19 protein-coding genes are annotated in these 19,326 nt (G+C 51.0%); 7 read left to right on the top strand and 12 right to left on the bottom strand.

Annotated features, from left to right (window positions below):
- Window positions 1-7: 7 nt before the first annotated feature.
- Window positions 8-1,156: an N-acetylglucosamine-6-phosphate deacetylase gene (nagA, locus tag ACJHYO_RS06035; protein ID WP_000271158.1), complete on the bottom strand. Its 1,149-nt coding sequence runs from the start codon at window positions 1,154-1,156 to the stop codon at window positions 8-10.
- 59 nt (window positions 1,157-1,215) lie between these two features.
- Window positions 1,216-2,016 carry a glucosamine-6-phosphate deaminase gene (nagB, locus tag ACJHYO_RS06030; protein WP_001237072.1) on the bottom strand — a complete coding sequence of 267 codons (801 nt, stop codon included), beginning with the start codon at window positions 2,014-2,016 and terminating at the stop codon, window positions 1,216-1,218.
- A 332-nt stretch (window positions 2,017-2,348) separates the two neighbouring features.
- Here nagB and nagE point away from each other — a divergent pair, with 332 nt between their 5' ends.
- Complete coding sequence (gene nagE / locus ACJHYO_RS06025; RefSeq protein ID WP_001023115.1) at window positions 2,349-4,295, top strand: PTS N-acetyl glucosamine transporter subunit IIABC; 1,947 nt, start codon at window positions 2,349-2,351, stop codon at window positions 4,293-4,295.
- A gap of 88 nt (window positions 4,296-4,383) precedes the next feature.
- Here the strand turns inward: nagE and ACJHYO_RS06020 are convergent, their stop codons facing one another.
- Genes ACJHYO_RS06020 through ACJHYO_RS05995 form a run of 6 tightly spaced genes read right to left on the bottom strand, consistent with a single transcriptional unit; the run spans window position 4,384 to window position 10,216 of the window.
- Window positions 4,384-5,664: an SLC13 family permease gene (locus ACJHYO_RS06020; protein ID WP_410232423.1), complete on the bottom strand. Its 1,281-nt coding sequence runs from the start codon at window positions 5,662-5,664 to the stop codon at window positions 4,384-4,386.
- Between the two features lie 13 nt (window positions 5,665-5,677).
- Entirely contained in the window at window positions 5,678-6,148 is a 471-nt protein-coding gene (locus ACJHYO_RS06015; protein ID WP_000583482.1) for a YhcH/YjgK/YiaL family protein, read from the bottom strand.
- On the bottom strand, window positions 6,145-7,314 hold the full coding sequence (locus ACJHYO_RS06010) for a sialidase family protein (protein WP_000109429.1): 1,170 nt from the start codon (window positions 7,312-7,314) through the stop codon (window positions 6,145-6,147). Before ACJHYO_RS06010 ends, ACJHYO_RS06015 begins: the two co-directional genes overlap by 4 nt.
- Window positions 7,315-7,349: 35 nt before the next feature.
- Window positions 7,350-8,108 carry a TerC family protein gene (locus ACJHYO_RS06005; protein ID WP_000480544.1) on the bottom strand — a complete coding sequence of 253 codons (759 nt, stop codon included), beginning with the start codon at window positions 8,106-8,108 and terminating at the stop codon, window positions 7,350-7,352.
- Between the two features lie 59 nt (window positions 8,109-8,167).
- Window positions 8,168-9,055, bottom strand: a complete 888-nt coding sequence (locus tag ACJHYO_RS06000; protein ID WP_001126958.1) for a dihydrodipicolinate synthase family protein — start codon at window positions 9,053-9,055, stop codon at window positions 8,168-8,170.
- Between the two features lie 3 nt (window positions 9,056-9,058).
- Window positions 9,059-10,216 carry an iron-containing alcohol dehydrogenase gene (locus ACJHYO_RS05995; RefSeq protein ID WP_085455233.1) on the bottom strand — a complete coding sequence of 386 codons (1,158 nt, stop codon included), beginning with the start codon at window positions 10,214-10,216 and terminating at the stop codon, window positions 9,059-9,061.
- Window positions 10,217-10,385: 169 nt separating this feature from the next.
- On the opposite strand from ACJHYO_RS05995, the gene dtnK reads away from it, so the two are divergent.
- The 6 genes from dtnK (at window position 10,386) to chiQ (ending at window position 17,471) form a co-directional block, all read left to right on the top strand.
- Window positions 10,386-11,621: a D-threonate kinase gene (gene dtnK / locus ACJHYO_RS05990; protein ID WP_085455234.1), complete on the top strand. Its 1,236-nt coding sequence runs from the start codon at window positions 10,386-10,388 to the stop codon at window positions 11,619-11,621.
- Window positions 11,614-12,600: a D-threonate 4-phosphate dehydrogenase gene (locus tag ACJHYO_RS05985; RefSeq protein ID WP_001059575.1), complete on the top strand. Its 987-nt coding sequence runs from the start codon at window positions 11,614-11,616 to the stop codon at window positions 12,598-12,600. The genes dtnK and ACJHYO_RS05985 overlap by 8 nt, the downstream gene beginning before the upstream one ends.
- Before the next feature lies 1 nt (window position 12,601).
- Entirely contained in the window at window positions 12,602-13,363 is a 762-nt protein-coding gene (locus ACJHYO_RS05980; RefSeq protein ID WP_000679501.1) for a DeoR/GlpR family DNA-binding transcription regulator, read from the top strand.
- Between the two features lie 219 nt (window positions 13,364-13,582).
- Window positions 13,583-15,247 carry a glutamine--tRNA ligase gene (gene glnS, locus ACJHYO_RS05975; RefSeq protein WP_021515816.1) on the top strand — a complete coding sequence of 555 codons (1,665 nt, stop codon included), beginning with the start codon at window positions 13,583-13,585 and terminating at the stop codon, window positions 15,245-15,247.
- A gap of 441 nt (window positions 15,248-15,688) precedes the next feature.
- The gene (gene chiP, locus ACJHYO_RS05970; protein WP_052895458.1) at window positions 15,689-17,095 is read left to right on the top strand and encodes a chitoporin ChiP; all 1,407 of its coding nucleotides are present in this window, start codon (window positions 15,689-15,691) and stop codon (window positions 17,093-17,095) included.
- A gap of 49 nt (window positions 17,096-17,144) precedes the next feature.
- Window positions 17,145-17,471 carry a ChiQ/YbfN family lipoprotein gene (gene chiQ / locus ACJHYO_RS05965; RefSeq protein ID WP_053294333.1) on the top strand — a complete coding sequence of 109 codons (327 nt, stop codon included), beginning with the start codon at window positions 17,145-17,147 and terminating at the stop codon, window positions 17,469-17,471.
- An 83-nt stretch (window positions 17,472-17,554) separates the two neighbouring features.
- On the opposite strand, the gene fur is transcribed toward chiQ, so the two are convergent.
- From fur to ybfE, 4 genes are all read right to left on the bottom strand, one after another.
- Window positions 17,555-18,001 (bottom strand): ferric iron uptake transcriptional regulator, encoded by a 447-nt coding sequence (gene fur, locus ACJHYO_RS05960; protein ID WP_000131702.1) that lies wholly within the window; start codon window positions 17,999-18,001, stop codon window positions 17,555-17,557.
- Window positions 17,994-18,080, bottom strand: coding sequence for a fur leader peptide (gene uof / locus ACJHYO_RS05955; protein WP_001406816.1), 87 nt, complete (start codon window positions 18,078-18,080; stop codon window positions 17,994-17,996). The genes fur and uof overlap by 8 nt, the downstream gene beginning before the upstream one ends.
- Window positions 18,081-18,289: 209 nt before the next feature.
- Entirely contained in the window at window positions 18,290-18,820 is a 531-nt protein-coding gene (gene fldA, locus ACJHYO_RS05950; protein ID WP_001018618.1) for a flavodoxin FldA, read from the bottom strand.
- A gap of 139 nt (window positions 18,821-18,959) precedes the next feature.
- Window positions 18,960-19,253 carry a LexA regulated protein gene (gene ybfE / locus ACJHYO_RS05945; RefSeq protein ID WP_001300829.1) on the bottom strand — a complete coding sequence of 98 codons (294 nt, stop codon included), beginning with the start codon at window positions 19,251-19,253 and terminating at the stop codon, window positions 18,960-18,962.
- Between the last annotated feature and the right edge of the window lie 73 nt (window positions 19,254-19,326).

Genomic DNA, 19,326 nt, shown 5'->3' with positions numbered 1-19,326 from the left:
CTTTCTCTTATTGAGTTACGACCTCGTTACCGTTAACGATGGTCCTGGTGATTTTAAAATCAGGTGTGAATGCAGTCAGGTTGGCTACTTTACCTGCGGCGAGCGTGCCGAGACGTTTCTCAACGCTAATCGCACGTGCCGGATAGAGCGTCGCCATACGCAGCACTTCATCCAGTGCGATACCACAATGTTCGACCAGATTACGCACGCCTTCAATCATGGTTAAGGATGAACCGCTTAACGTACCGTTCTCATCCACACAAAGTCCATTACGGTAGTATATTGTTTTACCCGCAAAAATGAACTGTTCAATGTTGGCACCTGCTGGCGCGGTGGCATCGGTAACCAGACACAATTTGTCGCCTTTCAGACGTTTAGCGTTACGAATGTTGGCGTAATCAACATGCAGGCCATCAGCGATAATACCGCAATAAATGTCAGCTTCGTCGAGGATCGCGCCCGCCAGGCCCGGTTCACGACCGGTAATATACGGCATCGCGTTGTACAGATGGGTGGCAAAGGTAATCCCCGCGCGGAAACCGGCTTTCGCTTCTTTCAACGTCGCGTTGGAGTGACCAGCAGAAACCACAATCCCGGCATTTGCCAGTTTGCTGATGACTTCCGCTGGAACCATTTCCGGTGCCAGAGTCACTTTGGTAATCACGTCGGCGTTCTCACACAGGAAATCGACCAGCGCGGCATCAGGCTTACGCACAAAATTCGGATTATGGGTGCCTTTTTTTACCAGATTCAGCCACGGACCTTCCAGATGCAGACCTAACGCCTGGTTCGGATGTTTTGCCAGGTACTCGCGCATAACGCGCACGCCCTGTTTCATCAGCTCATCGCTGGTGGTGATAAGCGTCGGCAGATAGTTAGTACAGCCTGATTTCTCATTGGCTTTCTGCATGATTTCCAGCGTTTCCACGCTGACCGCTTCAGCGGTGTCGTTAAACTGTACGCCGCCGCAGCCGTTTAACTGCACATCGATAAAACCGGGGGAGAGAATGGCCCCGTTCAGTGAACGTTGTTCGATCTCTGGCGGCAGTTCCGCTACCGGACAGACGCTTTTAATCAGGCCATCAGCGATAACAACCGCGTGGTCATCAAGAAATTCGTGGCCGGTAAAGATCCGGCCCTGGGTTAATGCATACATTCTGACCCCCGATTTTAAAAAATATTGCCCTGAGCAAGGTGTCAGGGCAGGGATAATAATTACAGACCTTTGATATTTTCTGCTTCTAATTCATTGAAATATCTTAAAGTCTTAACTTTCAGCTCCATGGTGGAAGGTTCATCGCACACCATGATCGCTTTTGGATGCAGTTGCAGACAGCTGATGGTCCACATGTGGTTCACGCAACCTTCAACGGCGGCCTGCAGTGCCAGTGCTTTCTGACTACCCAGCACCAGAATCATCACTTCTTCGGCATCCAGCAATGTACCAACACCGACAGTCAGGGCATATTTTGGCACCTGATTAACATCGTTATCAAAGAAACGAGAGTTCGCGACGCGAGTGTCATGAGTCAGGGTTTTGATACGAGTACGAGAAGCCAGAGAAGACGCCGGTTCGTTAAATGCAATATGACCGTCGTTACCTACACCGCCCATAAACAGATGAATTTTTCCGTAAGAACGGATTTTTTCTTCATACTGGCGGCATTCGGCGTCGATATCCGGGGCGTTGCCGTTGAGAAGGTTGATATTTTCTGCTGGAATATCAACGTGATCGAAGAAATTACGGTGCATAAAGCTGTAGTAGCTTTCCGGATGCTCTTTCGGCAGACCGACATATTCGTCCATGTTGAAGGTGACAACGTGCTTAAAGCTGACCTGGCCTGCTTTATGCATTTCGACTAACGCTTTATAGGTGGTCATCGGCGTGCCGCCAGTCGGCAGGCCCAGTACAAACGGACGATCGGCAGTCGGTTTGAACGCATTGATACGATTGACGATATGGCGAGCAGCCCATTTGCCGACCTGTTCAGCGGTAGTCAGGGGGATCAGTCTCATTATTCACCTCAATAAGTAAAATGTAAGCCGTTGGCGGATTAGGCATCTTTAAGCGTAACCTGGATTTGCGCAGACAGGCGTCAATCCGACCTGATTTTTTGAATGATAAAATAAGTTTTCTGGTTTAGCCAGTAAAAGGGAGTGATGATAACGATATTTGGTGACAAAACTCACAAAAGACACGCGTTTAATTTGCGATACGAATTAAATTTTCACACACTCTGTAGCAGATGATCTAACAATCTGATTACAGAACATCGGCAGTACAATTTGCAGCAAAATAAAAATACGGCTTTAAACGAGCCAAATAGGGTTCTCGTAGGGGGAATAAGATGAATATTTTAGGTTTTTTCCAGCGACTCGGTAGGGCGTTACAGCTCCCTATCGCGGTGCTGCCGGTGGCGGCGCTGTTGCTGCGATTCGGTCAGCCAGATTTACTTAACGTTGCGTTTATTGCCCAGGCGGGCGGTGCGATTTTTGATAACCTCGCATTAATCTTCGCCATCGGCGTGGCATCCAGCTGGTCGAAAGACAGCGCAGGTGCGGCGGCACTGGCGGGTGCGGTAGGTTACTTTGTGTTAACCAAAGCGATGGTGACCATCAACCCAGAAATTAACATGGGTGTACTGGCGGGTATCATTACCGGTCTGGTTGGTGGCGCAGCCTATAACCGTTGGTCCGATATTAAACTGCCGGACTTCCTGAGCTTCTTCGGCGGCAAACGCTTTGTGCCGATCGCCACCGGCTTCTTCTGTCTGGTGCTGGCGGCCATTTTTGGTTACGTCTGGCCGCCGGTACAGCACGCTATCCATGCAGGCGGCGAGTGGATCGTTTCTGCGGGCGCGCTGGGTTCCGGTATCTTTGGTTTCATCAACCGTCTGCTGATCCCAACCGGTCTGCATCAGGTGCTGAACACCATCGCCTGGTTCCAGATTGGTGAATTCACCAACGCGGCGGGAACGGTTTTCCACGGTGATATCAACCGCTTCTATGCCGGTGACGGCACCGCGGGGATGTTCATGTCCGGCTTCTTCCCGATTATGATGTTCGGTCTGCCGGGTGCGGCGCTGGCGATGTACTTCGCAGCACCGAAAGAGCGTCGTCCGATGGTTGGCGGGATGCTGCTTTCTGTTGCTGTTACTGCGTTCCTGACCGGTGTGACTGAGCCGCTGGAATTCCTGTTCATGTTCCTTGCACCGCTGCTGTACCTCCTGCACGCACTGCTGACCGGTATCAGCCTGTTTGTGGCAACGTTGCTGGGTATCCATGCCGGCTTCTCTTTCTCTGCGGGGGCTATCGACTACGCGTTGATGTATAACCTGCCGGCCGCCAGCCAGAACGTCTGGATGCTGCTGGTGATGGGGGTTGTCTTCTTCGCTATCTACTTCGTGGTGTTCAGTTTGGTTATCCGCATGTTCAACCTGAAAACGCCGGGTCGTGAAGATAAAGAAGACGAGATCGTTACTGAAGAGGCTAACAGCAATACTGAAGAAGGTCTCAATCAACTGGCAACCAACTATATTGCTGCGGTTGGCGGTACTGACAACCTGAAAGCCATTGACGCCTGTATTACTCGTCTGCGCCTTACCGTGGTTGACTCAGCTCGCGTCAACGATGCGATGTGTAAACGTCTGGGTGCTTCTGGGGTAGTGAAACTGAACAAACAGACTATTCAGGTGATTGTTGGCGCGAAAGCAGAATCCATCGGCGATGCGATGAAGAAAGTCGTTGCCCGTGGTCCGGTAGCCGCTGCGTCAGCTGAAGCAACTCCGGCAACTGCCGCTCCTGTAGCAAAACCGCAGGCTGTACCAAACGCGGTATCTATCGCGGAGCTGGTATCCCCGATTACCGGGGATGTTGTGGCACTGGATCAGGTTCCTGACGAAGCATTCGCCAGCAAAGCGGTGGGTGACGGTGTGGCGGTGAAACCGACAGATAAAATCGTCGTATCACCAGCCGCAGGAACAATCGTGAAAATCTTCAACACCAACCACGCATTCTGTCTGGAAACCGAAAAAGGCGCGGAGATCGTCGTCCATATGGGTATCGACACCGTAGCGCTGGAAGGTAAAGGCTTTAAACGTCTGGTGGAAGAGGGCGCGCAGGTAAGCGCAGGGCAACCGATTCTGGAAATGGATCTGGATTACCTGAACGCTAACGCTCGCTCGATGATTAGCCCGGTGGTTTGCAGCAATATCGACGATTTCAGCGGCCTTATCATTAAAGCTCAGGGCCATGTTGTGGCGGGTCAAACACCGCTGTATGAAATCAAAAAGTAATCTGCTTTATGTCTGATGCGACGCGGCAGCGTCGCATCCAACAATAAAAAGCGGCAGGGATCTTCTCTGCCGCTTTTTTTGTCTGAGATTACATTGGGAAGATAAAAACAGCGCCTGCACAAAGCGCCAGAATGCGGATGAGATACATTGGTACAGAGAACACCCAGAATTCGGGAAGTTTGTATTTCCCCATTCCGAGGATCATGGCTGGCATTCCGTCAATAGGCATATAGCCGCCATTCCAGCCAGAAATCACCACCGCAATCGCGGCAGCGGTCGGGTTAAGCCCAAGGCTAGTACAGGCGGCAATGGCGATGGGGGCAAAAATATATACTGACCCCATATTCGAACCCGTGAAGGTGGCGCAGGTACTGGTAAGCAAAGCAAAGGCGACAATAAATACAAACGGTGAGACGCCAGAACCGAGCACACCTGCAACGGCATCGCCAACCATCGCCGTAAAGCCGGTGCCCGCCAGTGCATCAGCTACACCGATCACCCCCGCCATCATTAAAATGACCGGAGCCCCCATATGATCGCGAACTTCTTTGAAGTCCAGTACATCGATCATCAGAACAAACGCACCCGCAAGACCCGGAATAACGAAGGCGATATTTCCCAGAATGTTCATTAGCATCATGCCGATAACGCTGACAGCGAATGCGGCAATAGTGCAATATTCTTTCCAGGCAGGAAGGGCGTTAAACGTTTCCTCGCGTGCCGCCAGCGCATCCTCGGAAGCATCCGCAATGGGATGATCCGGAAGAAAACGGTAGGCAATAAGACTCCATGTGAGGAAAGCCGCTGACATGATGAGATTCACCAGCGCAAAGCGCCCCATCGAAATCTCCTGATGAAACCCCGCGGTTTCGAGTACGGTCGCCGTAACGCCAAAGAGAAGCGCGAGATTGATAGGAAGAAGCGGGTGGTTGGTGGCAAATCCCAGGGGCATCATTAATTTCGATGTTGGTAGCTTTTTACTGTACGGAATGGTGGATACCAGCGACAGAATTAGCACGTAATAACCGGTCGCTCCGGTGCCGGCAAGACTGGCACCCAGCATAACAATGACTAACAACAGCCCATAGCTGCGGTAACTGCCTTTATTGACCAGGCTTATCATCGCAGATTTAACGTTGCTGATAAGCCGGGTTTTTTGTAGCGCCGCCATGACCACCATAAACCCTGCAATCATCACCACGCTTGGATTGACGAATCCGGCAAAAGCCTGTTGAACGGTCGAAAGTCCCGATACAACCAGCAATAAACACGCAAGCAGTGGCGGTGCGCCAAAAGGCATTTTGTCCGACATGATCAGCACGATCATCAGGACCAGTATTCCTAATGCCAGGATCATTTCCATTGTCATTTTTTCTCTCCTTTTAGGCTTCCAGCATGTCGCGCGGTACTTTAAAGACCGCTTTGCGTATTGAAGTAGCCGTGCCAATTGCGCACAGTGCCTGGTGAGGTTCCTCAGGCATAAAGACGGCGAAATCACCGGCGTGTAGGGTGATGGCGACACTGTTTTCAGGGGATGGGGCGATAAACAGATCGGGCTTACGTTCTTCATCGTTTTCGCGAGCGATGGGCCGCGTTCCCGCATTAATGCCCTCACAACCAGTAATCACCACCTGTATATCGGCCCATAAATGGTGATACTCCGTATGGCGGAGTTCGGCGGGTTGCGTGTCTGAAGTTCCCAGCGTGCAGAACCACCGACATCCTTCAGGTTGCCAGCGACCGTCCTCTCTGGTGGATAACGCCGATAACGAACACTCCGGGCGCAGCAGAATATTTCTCACCCAGGCAGGAAGCCCCGCCAGCGACAAATGGTTGAGATTACCGATAATCATGATGCCTGCCCCTTAACCCACTCGGGGGAGATGCGTACGTACTTGATGGCCTGACGCCACCAGGTGTAAGCGATATGTAGCGTACCGTCCGGGCTTTGTTTGATGCTGGGGTAGGAGAACTCACGATTTAGCTTTTCCAGGGAATTGTTGGTCATGCAGTAGCCGTCGCCTTCATCGAGATTGCGCCGCCACGGCCAGCTTTTCCCACCATCGGCAGAAATCGCTACCGTCATCGGCGCGCGTGGGGCCCCCCAGAAAGCGGAGCGTCCGACGGCTGTCGGTTCTTTGCGGCTGTCGTCGCCATCGTCGATTTCGTCATAAAGCGACGCGCGACGTTCTACTGCGCCTGCCGCACTCATCGCGTTGTACACCAGCGCCAGTTCGCCGCTGGCAAGTGTCGTTACCTGAATAGACGAATTGTTGTTGGGCAATTCGGTTGCTTGCGGTACTGACCAGCTCTCGCCGTTGTCCGCGGAATGGCTGATATAGATGTTGTCTGCCCAACGGCTGCGAAAGAGAGCAACCAACGTACCGTTGTGCAGCATTGTGATATTCATATGAACACAGCCAAGACTTTGCGGCACCTCGACATCGCGCCAGGAGTGACCACCGTCAGCGGAAATTTTCACTGCGCTGATATCATCATTGCCGACCCATTTTTCGCCGGGTTGGGTACGGCAATAAAAGACGGGCAGCAGCCAGTTGCCGTTATCAAGCACCGTGATTGGCTGTCGAATGAACGTACCGGGTTTATCAAGCAGGGTGGCAATCTCGCCCCAGGTTTGTCCGAGGTCGTCTGACTTACGGTAGCGGACGATGGCGGTGTCCTGATTACCGGATATTTGTGCGGTCCATAGGAGCCACAGCACGTTATCCGGCGCGAGAAACAGCACCGGGTTTTGCTCTGAACGCGTGTCATCGTGGGAAAGTTTGACCGCATCGCTCCACTGCATTCCGCCAGCGGGCAATCGCGATCCCCAGACAGAAATATCGGCAATACCTTCCTGCGTTCCCGCAAACCAGACGCACATTAACGCGCCATCCGGCAAAGGCAGAATATTCGCCGCGTGGTTTTGCGGGCAGGACGAGGGCAGCATGGCGGTAAGCACATGCGAATCGTTTTCGGATGGACGGATGACGCCGTCACGAATAAGGGCTACAGACATAGTTAGACTCCATCTTAAAGTTGGTAATAGATTTATTAATGCGAGTGCGATTCATGCGTTTCGAGCAATGTCGAAACTTTTTTATTTTTTCTTTCACGGATAATATTGAGTGTCTCAACACTTAATGAGAAAAATATCGCGAAGTAGAGATACTCTTTGGCAATATGAATGTTGAGACTATCGGCAACCAGCAATACACCGACAAACAATAAAAAGGTTAACGCCAGTATTTTTATTGACGGCGTGGCGTTAACGAAATCACCAATTGTTTTCGCCGCAAACATCATGACACCGACGGCAATCATTACGGCGGCAATCATGATAAATATATGCTGAGAAAGGCCGACGGCGGTGATCACCGAATCCAGGCTAAACACGATATCGAGCAGCATTATCTGTACAATGGCACCGCACAACGACAGTTGCCGCGATCCGCTGCCATGTTCGTCTTCCTGCGCGGGCGACAGCTCTTCGCGTATCTCCTGTATCGCTTTATAAATCAGGAACAGCCCGCCCCCGAGCAGAATCAAGGTGCGGAACGAAATCTCCAGCGTCAGCACGGTAAAAAGCGGCTGGGTAATATGTGAAAGCCACGCAATGGATATCAGCAATAATATCCGCATAATCATCGCGCAGCTTAAACCCAGTTTACGCGCCATATTTTGTTGTGATAACGGAAGTTTTGCCACCACCAGTGAAAGAAAAATAATATTATCCACCCCAAGAATAATTTCCAGAAAGGTGAGGGTAATTAAAGTGAGCCAGATATCTGGCTGCATAAACCACAAAAACATGGGGTAATCCTTTATTCTCTTTATCTAAACTTTATAGCGGGCTGGATAATAGAGTTAATTTAATTAATGTTATAATGACGAATAATTTGTTGAATCTCGCTGATCTGTTCAGGCGTGAAATTAACCGCGTAGCGGCTATCACCAACATCATGCCCCATAAGCTGCAACGCTTTTTTCACCGCAGCCGGGGAGAATGCTACTTTATAAAGATCGGTACGCAGGCCCGTTACACTCTCCTGTGCTTCATAAGACCCTTCAATATCACCGGCATGGAAGCGAGACCAGATGGCATTGATTTCTCGCGGCGCGATGTTGGCGAGCCCAGAGATACAGGTTGAACATCCCTCGACAAACCCTTTATGGATCAGCGAATCCGGGCCGTTGAGCACATTAAAGCCGTCAATGTCGCGCACCGCATCGAGAAAACCCTTCAGGCTTTCGTCGCTTCCGGCGCTGTCTTTAATCCCAATGATATTGGGGTGCGACGCCAGAGCACGCGCGGTTTCTGGCTGGATCGTATTGCCAGTGCGGGCCGGGATGTTATAGAGAAACATCGGAATGCTCAGTGCGTCGGCAATTGCGCTGTAATGCGCAATCAACTCTTCCTGTTTCAGCGGTACGAAGTAAGGGGCAATGACCGACACGGCATCTACGCCAAGTTTTTCAATCTGCTGACCCAGACGAATCGTTTCGCGCGTAGAGATCTCGCCAATGTGTGCCACGACCGGCGCACGACCAGCCACTTCATCCACGCAGGTTTGCGTAACGCTGAGCTTCTCCTGTTCATTCAACACAAAAAACTCGCCGTTGGTGCCGCCGCAAAAAATCGCGTTACCCGCTTCCAGTTGACGATTCACCTGCACTTTTAACGCCGGGATATTCAGACTGCCGGTCGCGGTAAACGGGGTGACAATGGCGGTTAATACACCTTCAATGGTTTTCGGCATGATTTACTCCTTAAATGGATGTTGCGGAAACAGTGTTTGGTAAATGGCCTGTACGTCCTGTAGATCAATTTGGCACGGCGCATTGTTCATAAGGCGCTTCACGTTCAGTGCCGCCTCACTAAGCGAGGTAATATCCTCTGGTGGTACGCCGAGATCCGCGAGATTGTTGGGTAGCTTGAGTTGATTGACTAATGCCTGTAGCCAGGCCACCAGAGCATGAGATTTTTCTTCCGCGCTCAGGGATGTATCCGCGTCAGGAATGCAATCCCAGACCTGGGCAAATTTCTCAACCGCGTAAGGGCGTACGACGGCCATGCATGGCGCCAGCAAGATGGCATTCGCCACGCCGTGCGGCAGGTGATATTTGCCGCCTAACGGGTAGGAGAGCGCATGAACGAGATGCGTGCCCGCATGGGTTATCGCTACGCCGCCATAGTAAGACGCCCACAGCATTTCCAGTTTTGCGCGCAGATCCTGAGGATCATTCACGGCGGGCTGAATATGCCGGAAAAGCTTACTTAACCCAGTCAGCGCCGCGTTATCGCTGACCGGATTTGCCACGGTCGCGGTAAAACACTCCAGTAAGTGGCAAAGAGCATCAATGCCCGTGGACGCCGCAATATGCGCGGGCATGCTGGTGGTCAGTTCCGGGAAAAGCGCCACATAGTCTGGTAACAGCACCTGGGAAATAATACCCACCTTCGTGCTTTGCTCAGGGATTGCCAGAATCGCATTCGGCGTGGCTTCTGAGCCGGTTCCGGCGGTTGTAGGAATCAACCATGATTGCACCCGCTGAGTCGGTTTTTCACCCGCAAGCAGCGCATCCAGCCCCGGAGATTGTGGATGGCAAAGCACCGATAGCAGCTTCGCCACATCCAACACGCTGCCACCGCCGATCCCGACCACCACATCAAAAGAGGCATCGCCAAGGGCATCCATTAGCTGGCGCACATCATGATGCGTGGGCTCTGCGGGCACATTATCGATAATGTTAACCTGCGGGCAGTGCTTTTTCAGTAAGGCGCGAATCTGCTGCACACCGTCGAGCTGCGCAATATTACGGTCAGTGACCAGCATCATTTTTCTGATGTCGGGTAAGAGCGACGTCAGGGAAGGGATAGCGCCTGCGCCGCTCAGTATCGTGCTATTGATAATTACCACAAATAACCTCTCTTCTGGTGATTGAATTCAATCATTCAAAATGCCGTAGCCTACGTAACATGGTCTAATTTTATAATTTATTCGAGTGATTAATAACTTGAGCTTGCTCACATTTAATCAATCATGATTGAATATAATCATTGTTATCATAAAACAACCTGGAGTGATGATGGAAAAGGGAATCACTAAGCCGAGCATTCTCGTCGTTGCTGATGATTTCACGGGAGCCAACGACGCGGGGGTAAGCCTGGCGCAGGTGGGGCATACAGTTGATGTGGCCTTTGAAATGCATTATCGCGGTGATGCCAGCGTATGGGTGATTAACAGCGACAGTCGGGCGATGGATCCTAAGCTGGCGGCGATGAAAATAACCTCGCTGATGAGTCATCTCCCTCTGGCGAATAACCCGCCGCTCGTGATTAAAAAGATAGATTCCACGCTGCGAGGCAATATCGGCGCAGAAATTGAAGCCCTGATGAAGGCATGCGGTATAACGGGCGCAGTGGTTGCCCCCGCATTTCCTCAGGCGGGAAGGACCACAGTGGCCGGTGAGTGTTGGGTAAACGGTGTGCGGATAACGGAAACCGAGTTTGCCAGCGATCCGAAAACCCCGGTATTGAGCGCCCGAATTGCGGACATCATCCGGTTGCAGACGGCCATTCCATGCCAGCCCGTTACGGTTTCTCAGCTCAGCCATTTGTCTTATGAGCAACCGTGGATTGGCGTGATAGATGCGCAGACGGACAGCGACCTGGATCGCATCGCTGCCGCTGTGATGCAGGCTAAACAACCGCTGCTGCTGGTCGGCTCCGCTGGTATTTGTGATGCCGTTGCCCGGCGCTCCGCGATTATGCCGCCACCCACCGTGCTGGCCATTATTGGTTCAATGAGCGAAATCGCTCAACGGCAGATCGCCACACTTCATTCACACCCACGTATCACACAGATATACGTCGATGTTGAACACATTCTGGCAGGCAATGCCAGTGACTATGACGCGCGTATTGTGCAGGCCTTGCAGAAAGGCGACCACTGCATTGTCCACACCTGTAACGATTCTGTAGCAAGGCATCAGATCGACACCCTTTGCCAGCGTTGGCAGATGAGTCGCGCTGCACTTGGGGAAAAAATTTGTCGGTTTCTTGGCGAACTTACCCGGCAAGTTCTGCTTCGCACAATGCCCGATGCGCTTTATCTCTCTGGTGGTGATGTCGCAATGGCAATAGCCAGTGCGTTAGGCGCGACCGGATTTCGTATTACGGGGAAGGTGGCGCAATGCGTTCCATACGGTCACTTTCTGGGCGGTGTCTGGTCCCGTTCGGTGATGACGAAAGCCGGTGGGTTTGGCGATGAGACCACGTTGCATCAGGTTCTGAATTTTATCGAGGAGAAGTGTAGTGAATAATATTATTGCGGTAACGATGGGTGACCCGGCGGGTATTGGCCCGGAGATCATTATTAAATCCCTGAGCGAAGCCGGGCTTGCTGGTGCCCCGGTGGTGGTGGTGGGCTGTGTGCGTACGCTGCGACGTATTATGGCGATGAATATCACGCCGCAGGCAGAGTTACGCGTCATTCAAAAGGTGTGCGACGCCCATTTTGCTCCCGGCGTGATTAACGTGATGGATGAGCCGCTGGCTAACCCCGATGCGCTGACACCCGGAGTGGTACAGGCTGCGGCAGGCGATTTAGCGTATCGCTGTATCAAACGTGCAACGGCTCTGGCCTTATCAGGCGAGGTGAAAGCCATAGCCACTGCGCCGCTGAATAAAGAAGCGCTGCATCTTGGCGGGCATAACTATCCGGGGCATACGGAATTGCTGGCCCATCTTACCGGCAGCAAAGAGTACGCGATGGTGCTCTATACCGATAAGCTCAAGGTTATCCATATTTCGACTCACATCTCACTGCGTAAATTCCTGGATACTTTGAATGGTGAAAGGGTCAAAACGGTTATTCGAGTTGCGAACCACTTCCTGAAACGTGTTGGTATTGAGCGTCCGCGTATTGCCGTGGCGGGTGTAAATCCACATGCAGGGGAACATGGTTTATTCGGCACTGAGGAAATCGAGATTATCGCGCCTGCGATTGAAGCAATGCAGGCCGAAGATATTGATGTTACTGGCCCGTGCCCGCCAGATACCGTGTTTATGCAATGCCATGAAGGGCTATTCGATATGGTAGTGGCTATGTACCACGATCAGGGGCATATCCCTTTAAAACTGCTTGGATTTTATGATGGGGTGAATATCACCGCCGGGTTGCCATTTATTCGCACTTCTGCCGACCACGGCACCGCGTTTGATATTGCCTGGACAGGAAAAGCCAAGTCTGAGAGCATGGCAGTTTCCATCCAGTTAGCAATGCAGATTTCGCGAGAATAAAATGAAGGGATATAACCGGTTAGAGCAGATCATGGATTACCTGAAAAGCCATAATCTGGTCACCGTTGATGAGCTGGTGGCGGTAACCAATGCGTCGCCGGCTACGATTCGTCGAGACCTGATAAAACTCGATGAGCAGGGTGTTATCAGCCGTACACACGGCGGTGTGACCCTCAACCGGTTTATTCCTACCCAACCGACTACCCATGAGAAAATGCAGCGCAGCCTGGCGGAAAAACATGCCATCGCCAGCGCAGCGGCGTCAATGGTCAAAGCGGGGGATTCCGTCGTCCTTGATGCCGGTACGACAATGATTGAACTTGCGCGGCAGATTACACATTTACCGCTTCGCGTGATCACCAGCGACCTGCATATCGCGCTTTTTTTGGCTGAATTCAAGCAAATTGAAGTGACGATTATCGGCGGACGTATCGACGACTCCAGCCAGTCCTGCATTGGCGAACATGGTCGTAAATTGCTGCAAAATACCTGGCCGGACGTGGCATTTTTAAGCTGTAACAGCTGGGATCTTGAAAAGGGTATTACAGCACCCACGGAAGAGAAAGCCGCACTAAAACGCGATCTTATCGCGCATGCTTCGCGCAAAATTCTCCTGGCTGACAGCTCAAAATACGGTTCATGGTCGCTGTTTAATATCGCGCATCTTAATGAACTGACAGAGATTATTACGGATAGTCAGCTTGATGGGCAGACGCGTAGAACGCTTGCGTCCTTGTCGACGCGTTTAATCATAGCCGACTAATCTATGACTCTGCGGCCAGCTCATCCGGCAATTTAATAAATGCGTCAGGCTGGCGACGTTTGGCCTTACGTTTCCAGCGCGAGGATCTGCTGGCAGTAGCGCAGAAAACGCCCCAATATCTTACGCAAAACCATTTTTTCTCTAACTAACAGTTGTCAGCCTGTCCCGCTTATAAGATCATACGCCGTTATACGTTGTTTACGCTTTGAGGAATCCACGATGAGTGAGGCAGAAGCCCGCCCGACTAACTTTATTCGTCAGATCATCGATGAAGATCTGGCCAGTGGTAAGCACACCACAGTACACACCCGTTTCCCGCCGGAGCCGAATGGCTATCTGCATATTGGCCATGCGAAATCTATCTGCCTGAACTTCGGGATCGCCCAGGACTATAAAGGCCAGTGCAACCTGCGTTTCGACGACACTAACCCGGTAAAAGAAGATATCGAGTATGTCGATTCGATCAAAAACGACGTAGAGTGGTTAGGTTTTCACTGGTCTGGTAACGTCCGTTACTCCTCCGATTATTTTGATCAGCTCCACGCCTATGCGATCGAACTGATCAATAAAGGCCTGGCGTACGTTGATGAACTGACGCCGGAACAGATCCGCGAATACCGCGGCACCTTGACGCAGCCGGGTAAAAACAGCCCGTACCGCGATCGCAGCGTTGAAGAGAACCTGGCGCTGTTCGAGAAAATGCGTACCGGCGGTTTTGAAGAAGGTAAAGCCTGCCTGCGTGCGAAAATCGACATGGCTTCGCCGTTTATCGTGATGCGCGATCCGGTGCTGTACCGCATTAAGTTTGCTGAACACCACCAGACTGGCAACAAGTGGTGCATCTACCCGATGTACGACTTCACCCACTGCATCAGCGATGCGCTGGAAGGTATTACGCACTCTCTGTGTACGCTTGAGTTCCAGGACAACCGCCGTCTGTACGACTGGGTACTGGACAACATCACCATTCCTGTTCACCCGCGCCAGTACGAATTCTCGCGCCTGAATCTGGAATACACTGTGATGTCCAAGCGTAAGCTGAACCTGCTGGTGACCGATAAGCACGTTGAAGGCTGGGATGACCCGCGTATGCCGACCATTTCTGGTCTGCGTCGTCGTGGTTACACTGCGGCTTCTATTCGTGAGTTCTGCAAACGCATTGGTGTGACCAAGCAGGACAACACCATTGAGATGGCGTCACTGGAATCCTGCATCCGTGAAGATCTCAACGAAAATGCGCCGCGCGCAATGGCGGTTATCGATCCGGTGAAACTGGTTATCGAAAACTACCAGGGCGAAGGCGAAATGGTTACCATGCCGAACCATCCGAATAAACCGGAAATGGGCAGCCGCCAGGTGCCATTTAGCGGTGAGATTTGGATCGATCGCGCCGATTTCCGCGAAGAAGCTAACAAGCAGTACAAACGTCTGGTGCTGGGTAAAGAAGTGCGTCTGCGTAATGCTTACGTCATTAAGGCAGAACGCGTCGAGAAAGATGCCGAAGGCAATATCACCACCATCTTCTGTACTTATGACGCCGACACCTTAAGCAAAGATCCGGCAGATGGTCGTAAAGTCAAAGGTGTTATTCACTGGGTGAGCGCGGCACATGCGCTGCCGGTTGAAATCCGTTTGTATGACCGTCTGTTCAGCGTGCCGAACCCTGGTGCTGCGGATGATTTCCTGTCGGTGATTAACCCGGAATCGCTGGTGATCAAACAGGGCTTTGCTGAACCGTCGCTGAAAGATGCGGCTGCGGGTAAAGCATTCCAGTTTGAGCGTGAAGGTTACTTCTGCCTCGACAGCCGCCATTCTACGGCGGAAAAACCGGTATTTAACCGCACCGTTGGGCTGCGTGATACCTGGGCGAAAGTAGGCGAGTAAGTTTACGTTGTCGGATAGAGCGTTTACGCCGCATCCGGCAAGAAATATGCAAATTATCCCAAACGCCGCGCTCTGCGGCGTTTTTTTCTGCTTTTCTTCGCGAATTAATTCCGCTTCGCAATTTATCCATAAAACAAATTTAAAATCACAAACCATAATTAAATAAAATGTAACCGTTTTCATCTTGCTGGAAATTCACGCTTTTATTCTTCTGCAAGCCTTTCAACTGCAAACTTAAGCCTTGTAACAAAAATCATCAAAATATGTGCGGTTGCTCATGTTCTTACATTCTGGTTACAGAAAGAGATTGATAATTCGCGTCGCGAAAAATAGTCTGTTCCTGTAGTCAGCGAGACTTTTCTCAACGCTACTTTTTTAATTTTTATTTTTTTCGCTGTTCACCTTTGGTGCAGCAATTTATACGTCAAAGAGGATTAACCCATGCGTGCGTTTAGTGGCAAACGTAGTACGCTGGCGCTGGCTATCGCCGGTGTTACAGCTATGTCGGGCTTTATGGCAATTCCGGAGGCTCGCGCCGAAGGATTCATCGACGATTCAACCTTAACCGGCGGTATCTATTACTGGCAGCGTGAACGCGACCGTAAAGATGTTACCGACGGCGATAAATACAAAACCAACCTTTCTCACTCCACCTGGAACGCCAACCTCGATTTTCAGTCTGGTTATGCTGCTGATATGTTCGGCCTTGATATTGCCGCGTTTACGGCGATTGAAATGGCGGAAAACGGCGACAGCTCTCACCCGAACGAAATCGCGTTTTCAAAAAGTAATAAAGCCTATGACGAAGACTGGTCCGGCGATAAAAGCGGTATAAGCCTGTATAAAGCAGCGGCCAAATTTAAATACGGTCCGGTTTGGGCGAGGGCAGGTTATATTCAGCCAACCGGTCAGACGCTGTTAGCGCCACACTGGAGCTTTATGCCGGGTACTTATCAGGGGGCGGAGGCCGGGGCGAATTTTGATTACGGCGATGCTGGTGCGTTGAGTTTCTCCTACATGTGGACCAACGAATACAAAGCACCGTGGCATCTGGAAATGGATGAGTTTTATCAGAACGATAAAACCACCAAAGTTGATTATCTACACTCCCTTGGGGCGAAGTACGACTTCAAAAATAACTTCGTACTGGAAGCGGCGTTTGGTCAGGCCGAAGGGTATATCGATCAATATTTTGCCAAAGCCAGCTACAAATTTGATATCGCCGGTAGCCCGTTAACCACCAGCTACCAGTTCTATGGTACGCGCGATAAAGTTGACGATCGCAGCATCAACGATCTTTATGACGGCACCGCCTGGCTGCAGGCGTTGACCTTTGGTTACCGGGCGGCTGACGTAGTGGATTTGCGCCTCGAAGGTACCTGGGTTAAGGCTGACGGTCAGCAAGGATACTTCCTGCAACGTATGACTCCAACCTACGCTTCCTCGAACGGTCGCCTGGATATCTGGTGGGATAACCGTTCCGACTTCAACGCCAACGGCGAAAAAGCGGTCTTCTTCGGTGCGATGTATGACCTGAAAAACTGGAATCTTCCAGGCTTCGCCATCGGCGCTTCCTACGTTTACGCATGGGATGCTAAACCTGCGACCTGGCAGAGCAATCCGGATGCGTACTACGACAAGAATCGGACTATTGAAGAGTCTGCCTACAGCCTGGATGCGGTTTACACCATTCAGGACGGTCGTGCCAAGGGCACGATGTTCAAACTGCATTTCACCGAATATGACAACCACTCCGACATCCCAAGCTGGGGCGGTGGTTACGGCAACATTTTCCAGGATGAGCGCGACGTGAAATTCATGGTAATCGCACCATTCACCATCTTCTGATGCCCGACGCGGCAGGTTTTGTGCCTGCCGCACGTTTGAGGAATTTGCTATGAAAAAACTGATTCTCATCGCCATGATGGCATCGGGGCTGGTAGCTTGTGCGCAATCAACCGCACCGCAGGAAGACAGCCGTCTGAAAGAGGCTTACAGCGCCTGTATCAACACCGCGCAAGGTTCGCCGGAAAAAATTGAAGCCTGCCAGAGCGTGTTAAACGTGCTGAAGAAAGAGAGACAACATCAGCAGTTTGCTGACCAGGAAAGTGTCCGCGTACTGGATTATCAGCAGTGTCTGCGCGCAACGCAAACCGGTAATGACCAGGCGGTGAAAGCCGATTGTGATAAGGTCTGGCAGGAAATTCGCAGTAATAACAAATAAGTGAGAGCTGTAACTCTCGCTTTTCTTATTTCCCTTGTATAAAAAAGCCAACCTGCAGGTTGGCTTTTCTCGTTCAGGCTGGCTTATTTGCCTTCGTGCGCGTGCTCATCTTCGCGGCAATCGCCTTCGGCACAGTGACCGTAAAGATAGAGACTGTGGTTAGTCAGGCGAATGCCATGTTTTGCGGCGATTTCACGCTGACGCGCTTCGATGGAATCATCACTAAATTCGATAACCTTACCGCAGTCGAGGCAGATCAGGTGATCGTGGTGATGTTGCTGTGTTAGTTCAAATACGGATTTACCGCCTTCAAAATTGTGGCGGGTGACGATACCAGCGTCGTCAAACTGGTTCAGTACGCGATATACCGTAGCCAGACCAATTTCTTCACCCATATCGATCAGACGTTTGTATAAATCTTCCGCACTGACGTGATGGTTGTCCGGCTCCTGAAGAACTTCCAGGATTTTCAAGCGAGGAAGCGTTACTTTCAGGCCAGCTTTCTTTAGGGCGGTATTGTTATCAGTCATGCGGAATCTGTCCTGTTACTAAGCGGTTCACTTCATTAGAAGAAGTGACAGAATTTGCTCTTGAGATAATGCGTATCATTATAGAATTGCCACGCCTAAATGAAAACCACAAGTCCCTGGCAAATATTGTTAATAAAAACGTGGCACAGCTTACATTTACAACGGCAAGGCCACTTGAACACCGGGACATTGTACAGGTACAACAGCAAAAGTTACAAATTTGTAGCAATTATTTTGATTGGCATTATCTATTAATACGGCGTAGACATGAGTCTACGCCGCATCACATCAGGCATTGAGAATTTCGTCGAGATGCAGCTCTTCAGAAATTTGTTTAACCCATTTTTCTACACGTTCAGCAGTCAGTTCCGGCTGACGATCTTCGTCGATAGCCAGACCGACAAAGTGGTCATCATCAGCCAGACCTTTTGACGCTTCGAAGTGGTAGCCCGCGGTTGGCCAGTGACCAACGATAGTTGCGCCGCGCGGTTCAATGATGTCGCGGATGGTGCCTAATGCATCGCAGAAGTATTCTGCGTAATCTTCCTGGTCGCCACAACCAAACAGCGCAACCAGTTTACCATTGAAATCAATCTCTTCGAGAGTCGGGAAGAAGTCATCCCAGTCACACTGCGCTTCGCCGTAATACCAGGTTGGGATGCCCAGCAGCAGAATGTCATATGCTTCCAGATCTTCTTTGCTGCTTTTTGCAATGTCATGGACATCGGCAACGTCTTTACCAAGCTGTTTTTGAATCATTTTTGCGATATTTTCGGTATTACCGGTGTCGCTGCCGAAAAAGATGCCAGTGATAGCCATGAGTGAAATAACCTCTTGAAACTTATTGAAATGGGGGTGGAAAATTGCCCACGGATAAAGGCAATCATAGCAGAACAGGCAGTCTTGCGGAATCAGCAAACGAGCAGGACTGCACACTGTGCTACATGAAAGTGGAAATTTAAACGATGCCCTGACTACGCAGCGCCGCCAGTTGCTGCATTAACATCTCTTCGATCAGCTCGCTACGGCTCATATTGCGCGATTCCGCCAGCTCGTTCAGTGCCTCGACAGCTTCCGCGTTCAGCTTCAGTTCGACACGCTTAAGGCCACGTACTTTGTCGCGTTTTAGTTGGTTGCGTTTATTAATACGCAGCTGTTCATCGCGCGAAAGCGGATTAGTTTTCGGTCGTCCCGGTCGACGCTCGTGCGCGAACAGATCTAATGTCGTACGGTCCGTTTGTTCTTTGGCCATGATCTTGGTGACTTCGGGGGAAACAATCAGCCAGGCGCCTGCCCGGATGGATAGCGCGCCATAATACATCAGC

Origin of the sequence: Escherichia sp. WS1118 (assembly GCF_046487695.1) — a bacterium.
Lineage (GTDB): Bacteria > Pseudomonadota > Gammaproteobacteria > Enterobacterales > Enterobacteriaceae > Escherichia > Escherichia coli.
This window is presented reverse-complemented; position numbering and strand designations above follow the sequence as displayed.